General features: G+C 62.7%; 6 protein-coding genes. 4 read left to right on the top strand and 2 right to left on the bottom strand.

Translation table 11 applies throughout. From position 1 onward, the window contains the following. Positions 1-200: 200 nt before the first annotated feature. On the bottom strand, positions 201-1,454 hold the full coding sequence (locus GGQ66_RS21390) for a glycerate kinase type-2 family protein (protein WP_183795497.1): 1,254 nt from the start codon (positions 1,452-1,454) through the stop codon (positions 201-203). A 284-nt stretch (positions 1,455-1,738) separates the two neighbouring features. Here GGQ66_RS21390 and GGQ66_RS21385 point away from each other — a divergent pair, with 284 nt between their 5' ends. Next, positions 1,739-2,035, top strand: a complete 297-nt coding sequence (locus GGQ66_RS21385) for a DUF2934 domain-containing protein (RefSeq protein WP_183795495.1) — start codon at positions 1,739-1,741, stop codon at positions 2,033-2,035. A gap of 14 nt (positions 2,036-2,049) precedes the next feature. On the opposite strand, the gene GGQ66_RS21380 is transcribed toward GGQ66_RS21385, so the two are convergent. Then, positions 2,050-3,453 carry an SLC13 family permease gene (locus GGQ66_RS21380; protein ID WP_183795493.1) on the bottom strand — a complete coding sequence of 468 codons (1,404 nt, stop codon included), beginning with the start codon at positions 3,451-3,453 and terminating at the stop codon, positions 2,050-2,052. A 71-nt stretch (positions 3,454-3,524) separates the two neighbouring features. On the opposite strand from GGQ66_RS21380, the gene GGQ66_RS21375 reads away from it, so the two are divergent. From GGQ66_RS21375 to GGQ66_RS21365, 3 genes are all read left to right on the top strand, one after another. Then, the gene (locus GGQ66_RS21375) at positions 3,525-4,334 is read left to right on the top strand and encodes an AraC family transcriptional regulator (RefSeq protein WP_183795491.1); all 810 of its coding nucleotides are present in this window, start codon (positions 3,525-3,527) and stop codon (positions 4,332-4,334) included. A 134-nt stretch (positions 4,335-4,468) separates the two neighbouring features. Continuing rightward, entirely contained in the window at positions 4,469-5,500 is a 1,032-nt protein-coding gene (locus tag GGQ66_RS21370) for a TRAP transporter substrate-binding protein (RefSeq protein WP_183795489.1), read from the top strand. Then, a complete protein-coding gene (locus GGQ66_RS21365; protein WP_183795487.1) occupies positions 5,497-5,997 on the top strand; it encodes a TRAP transporter small permease in 501 nt (166 codons plus the stop codon). Before GGQ66_RS21370 ends, GGQ66_RS21365 begins: the two co-directional genes overlap by 4 nt. Positions 5,998-6,001: the final 4 nt, after the last annotated feature.

Below are 6,001 nucleotides of genomic sequence, written 5' to 3'. Positions count from 1 at the left end.
CGACCTCTTCACACGGTCGCCACCCGGCAGATGCCCGCACTGTCAGAAGCTGCTGGCACACGCCCGAGAATCTAAACTGCCAAAGTAGTGCTAGGTGCGCCGATTTTTTGCCCCGGACGCCCTTGTTCACGAGAACTTGTAAGGCCGCCTGAATCCGGTCCTGTTCATTCGCGGGAGGCTTGTGCCGAGGGGTGAGGCGCTCATTCGATCAGAATTGCGCGGAAGTCGTTGACATTCGTACCGGTCGGGCCAGTGATGAACAGGTCGCCGATGGCGGAAAAGCCGGTATGGCTGTCGTGACCGGAAAGCAGCGCGCGGCCATCGAAGCCGGCATCGCGCAGGCGCTGGGCGGTCTCGCCATCGGCAAAGGCGCCTGCATTGGTCTCCGTCCCGTCGATGCCGTCGGTATCGGCTGCGAGAAGCGTCACTGGCAGACCTTCCACCGCCAGCGCGAAGGCCAGTGCGAATTCGCCGTTGCGCCCGCCCTTGCCGCCCTTGCCCGAGAGCGTGACTGTCGTTTCGCCGCCCGAAAGCAGCAGACATGGCCGCGTGAAGGGCCGGTTGCGGGTGGCGATTTCGCGGGTGATGGCGGCGTGCGCCATTGCCACATCGCGCGCCTCGCCCTCCATGCTGTCGGAGAGGATATGAGCGTCTATGCCGCGGGCGCTGGCAAGCGCCGCCGCCGCCTCCAGCGAGCGCCCCGCCGAGGCGATGACGTGGTGTTCGTGGCGGGCAAAGATGGCGTCGTCGGGCGATGGCGCATCGGCCTGCGGCGAGTGCAGATGCGCCATCATGGCATCCGTCAGCGGCAAGCGATAACGGGCGACGATATCAAGGGCGTCCTGCCGGGTGGAGCGGTCGGGAACGGTGGGGCCGGAAGCAACTTGCGCCGGGTTATCGCCGGGAATGTCGGACACGATCAGGCTGACGACGCGCGCCTTCGTCAACGCGGCCAGACGACCGCCCTTGAGCGTCGAGAGATGTTTGCGCACGACATTCATGGCAGAGATCGGTGCGCCCGACGCAAGCAGGATTTCGTTTAGGTGGATTTCGTCCGCGAGCGTCAATCCCTCCGGTGGTGCCGGCAGAAGCGCCGACCCTCCGCCACAGACGAGTGCGATGACGAGGTCGTTTTCGCTCAAGCCGTCGATCAGGTCCACGAGGTGCTGTCCGGCAACAAGGCCGGCTTCATCGGGTACGGGATGGGACGCTTCCAGAACCTTGATGGTGCGGGTGGCGCAGCCATAGCCATAGCGGGTCACGACGGTACCGGAGAGTTCTCCCGGCCAGAGGGCCTCCAGCGCAGCCGCCATCTGTGCAGCACCCTTGCCAGCGCCGATCACCACGGTTTTTCCCCGCTGTGGTGGATTGGGCAGGACCGGACGGATGGATTCCAGCGAATCGGCAGCCTTCACAGCCGCGCGAAACAGGTCTTCCAGAAGTGCGCGCGCCATGTCTTCTCCTTCACAGGGGCTTTAAATTTGACGTTTACACGAGAATCTCGCGGATATCCTGCGAGGAACCCGTCTGTTCTGGCATTTGTCAAGCATACACGGTTTCGTCATGTGCCTGTATCGGGGTTCGCGCGTGACTTGTTTCGGCAAGCCGCGTAAATTGATCTGGCGAAGCGTTCTTGGTCTGCGTTGCCGCTTCCTTTCGATCACACATAACGATGGCCGCCTCACGCGGGAAGGTGCCCTTTGGGCGTTCCGGTGGTGCCGTTTGGAGAGGATGGAATATGCCAGGTATCGATGAAATATGGGTTCGCCAGCGCGCCCACGAAATCTGGGTCGCCGAGGGAATGCCGGAAGGCAAGGACTTCGACCACTGGTGCGCGGCAACGGAAGAATTCCGCGCGCTGCCCGTGAAGAAGCCCGCCGCCCGCAAGGCCGCCTCCGGGGTGGAGGGGGCCGAAAAGCCGGCTGCCAAGCCGGCCCGGAAAACGAGCGCCAAGGCGGCCGCCGTGAGCGAGGCCCTGCCGGTCGAGGCCCCGGCCAAAAAGAAGGCCCCGGCGGCGAAGAAGCCGAAGGCTTGAGCCTTCGGCTCTGCTCAGAACCAGCCGAGCAGCCTCCACCAGAGATAGTCGATCGGGACGAGCGCCACGAGCGTGATCGCCGCAAGGGGTATTGTGACCTTGACGATATGGCCGAGCTTTTCGCCTGAAAGCTGCATTGCCACGACCAGAGGTCCCACCTGATAGGGAAACAGCACGGTGGAAAAGCCGATCACCTGTGTCATCAGCACCGTTTCCAGGCCGAACCCGGTTTGCGTGGCCAGATCCTGAGCCATCGGCGTCAGGACTGCCGGCACGCCGGGCACGGTGGCCAGCAGGCCGGTGGCGAAGGACATGAAGGTGAGCGAGAGGAAATTCATCGCATCCCGTCCCTGTTCAAGCGGGAGCGCGCTTTCCAGCCAGTGTCCGGCCATTGCGCCGAGCCCTGACGTGTTGACGACGGCGCCGAGCGCCAGCGCGCCGGCCACGAACAGAACCGTGCCGAAATCGGCGGAGGCCTTGAAAACCGGCGGTGGCACGACACCGATTTTGGGCAGGAGCAGGACGACGGCGGTGGCCAGGCCAATCCAGGCGGGGTTGATGCCGTGCAGCTTGTCCGTTGCCCAAAGCGCCAGCGTGATCAGCAAAATAATGGTCACCCGTCCCGCCATGCCCGGCTTGGGCGCCGGTTTTGTCTCCTTCGGGCCCTCGGCGGGGCTGGTAGCGAGAGGCTCTCCTACGGTGGCCGGGAAGAACTTCATCACCAGAGCCACGACGACCGCCGATTTCAGGATGCCGAGAACGGGATAGTGCAGCATCAGGTAATCGAGATAGCCGAAACGCGTGCCGTAGATCGTTTCCGCAGCCCCGGAAAGAACCATGTTCGGAATGTTGGAGGGCAGAATGGCAAAGCTCGGCATATTGCAGGCGATGGCCAGCGTGACGGCAATGCCGATGCGCCCGTTCGAGCCCGGGCCAAAGCCGACCCGCTCTGCCAACGCCATTCCGATCGGCACCAGCGCCACCGCGCGACCGACGGAAGACGGCATCAGAAAGCCGAGCAGCATCGCCACCAGCGTCAGTCCGCCGATCAGCCGCAGATAGCTGCCGGTGAGGGCGGGCGCGATCGCCGCCGCCATGCGATCGCCGAGGCCGGATAGGTTGATGGCGCTGCCGATGACGAAGCCGGAAACGATGAGCCACACTGCAGCCGAGGAGAAGCCGGAAAAGACGAGTTCTGGCTTGGCGAGGTGGAGAATGAGTATCACGGCGAAGAAGATCATTGCGGCGAGATAGTTGGGTACCGCCGAGGTCGCCCAGAGCGTCAGTGTAATGAGAACGATCCCGAGCGTTGCTGCCTGAGGCCGGTCGAAGGGGGCGGGTGCGAAGGCGGCAAGCGCCAGCGCGAAAAGGATGGCGGCGGCAACCATCACCGGCTTGAGGGGCAGTTTGAAAGGCAAGGGTGATCCTCCGGTTCTTGATCTTTGATCGGACCCTAGCGCAAAGCGAAGATTTGCGTTAGATCGTCATCATGACAATAGATGTCGATGAAGCGCCATTTTTCGAGCCGAGTGACACGGCCTTCGTGATCGATGCCGCGCGACCGGTTCTGGCCCATGCCCGTCTCGTGCGGGCGGGGCGAGCGGTGCATCCTCACAACCATCCGCGCGGACAGTTGCTCTGGGCATATGACGGCGTTCTTCGGGTATCAAGCGGAGAGAATGTCTGGATCGTGCCGCCCACCCACGCAGTCTGGATACCGGGCGGAACGCTGCATAATCTGGTGACGGAGACAGACGCGCATATCCGCAATCTCCATGTCGACCCCTCCTGTCTCATCCGGCTTGCGGGACTGGGCGAGGCGGGATGTTCGGTGCGGGTTATGACGCCGCTGATGAAGGCGCTGGTTCTGAAACTGTGCGCCAGCGATCTCGATGCCCCGTTCGACGAACGCTTCATGCGGTTGAGCGCCGTCGTGCTCGACGAAATGGCCACATTGGAAGAAGCGCCGCTGTCGCTTCCGGGCGGTAGCGATCCGCGTCTTGTGCGCCTTACCCGCTATCTCGGCACGCGGCCCGATGATTCTCGTCTGCTGGGCGAACTGGCGGCGGTTGCGGGGGCCAGCCCCCGCACGCTGGAGCGGCTTTTCCGCAAGGAAACGGGTTTGACTTTCAAGCAGTGGCGCAGCCGTCTGCGCCTGCTTTCGGCCATCGAGCGGCTGAACCAGGGCCAGAGCAGCACCGAAATCGCCCATTCGCTCGGCTATGCCAACCCGAGCGCCTTTATCGCCGCCTTCCGGGGCCATTTTGGCTGTGCGCCGCAAAGCTATCTCACAGGTTGAGAGAATCCTCTGTGTCGCGACATCGCGCTCTTGCGGCGCAGCATCATTTCGGTTGAAATAGGGCCTTATATTCGCAGGGTGCGTTCGTTTTCGCCGCCGCCTTGCACCAGCCCGACGAAAATGGAGCCTTGGTTATGCGTCTGTCCCGCACGTTTGTTTCTCTTGTCTTTGCCGCCGCTGCTGGCCTTGCGACTGCCGGAAGTGCCGCTGCCCAGACCGTGCTGAACATGGCAAACTGGCTGCCGCCGTCCCACCCGCTTATGACTTCGGTGATGATTCCCTATGCGGAAGCCGTGAAGAAGGCGACCGAGGGCCGGGTGACGATCAACGTGCTGCCTGCGCCGCTCGGGCCGCCCGCCGCGCATTTCGATTTTGCCGTCAACGGCGTCGCCGACATTACCTACGGTGTGCAAGGTTATAATCCCGGTCGATTCAAGACCACGAACCTGACCGAGCTCCCCTTCCTCGGTGACAGCGCTGAATTCAACTCCGTCGGTTACTGGCGCGTGTTTGACAAGACGCTGCGCAAGGCGGGCGAGTATGACAACGTCAAGGTGCTCGGCGTCTTCACCCATGGCCCCGGCGAAATCTTCACCAAGGGTATCGATCTTTCGAGCACTGAAGTCATCAAGGGCAAGAAGATCCGCGTCGGTGGCGGCATCGTGGCTGACCTCGTCAAGGCGCTGGGCGGTGTGCCGGTCGAAGGCCCTTCGTCCAAGACCTATGAAATCATGTCGAGCGGAGTGGCTGACGGCATTACCTTCCCGTTCGAATCCGTTGCCTTCTTCAAGCTCATTCCGCTTCTCGACAGCGCCTTCCTCGTGCCGGGCGGTCTTTATAACACTTCGTTCTTCGTGGTCATGAACAAGGCCAAGTGGAATGCGCTTTCGGACGCCGACAAGGCGGCCATCGACAGCGTTTCCGGCGAAGCCCTCGCCCGGCTGGCCGGCAAGGCCTGGGATGCCGCTGACGCAGCCGGCAAGGCGGCGATGGATGGCAAGATCAAGATGGTTGCGGCCTCGCCCGAACAGGTTAAGGCCATCGAGGCCGGCCTGTCGGAGATCGTTGCCGCGAAGCTTGCCGAGGTGAAGGCGGCGGGCATCGATGAAAAGGCCGCTTATGAAGAGTTGAAGGCCGAAATCGCAAAGGCGGAAAAAGGCGAATGAGCGGCGGAAATACCGGCGCGAAGCCCGATCAGCGACGCGCTACGGATGGTGCGCATCTCGTGCTCTCGGTGATGTGCGGCGTCATGCTGTTTGGCATGATGTTCGTCACCCTCATCGACGTCCTCGGTCGCTATATCTTCAACAGCCCGTTGCAGGGCGGCACGGAACTGACGGCAATGCTGCTCGTCTCGACGATCTTCGTCGGTCTGCCGGCGGTGTGTCTGGATGAGGAAAACGTGACGGTCGATCTGCTGGTCGGCTTCTTTCCGGCGTGGATACACCCGTTGCGCATTCGCCTGATCCGCATTCTCTCGGCGGGAGTTCTCGCCGTCGTCACCTGGCGGCTGGTCGAGCACGGACAGGCGCTTTCCTCCTACGGCGAAACGACGGTGAGCCTGCACATACCGGTCGCGCCGTTCGCCTATGTCTGTGCGGTCTGCACGGCCATCGCAGCCCTGATCACCTTCCGGCACGGCGTTTCGCGCCGCCCTTTCTGAGCAT

The sequence above is a fragment of the Allorhizobium borbori genome (assembly GCF_014196535.1).
Classification (GTDB): Bacteria; Pseudomonadota; Alphaproteobacteria; order Rhizobiales; family Rhizobiaceae; genus Ectorhizobium; species Ectorhizobium borbori.
This window is presented reverse-complemented; position numbering and strand designations above follow the sequence as displayed.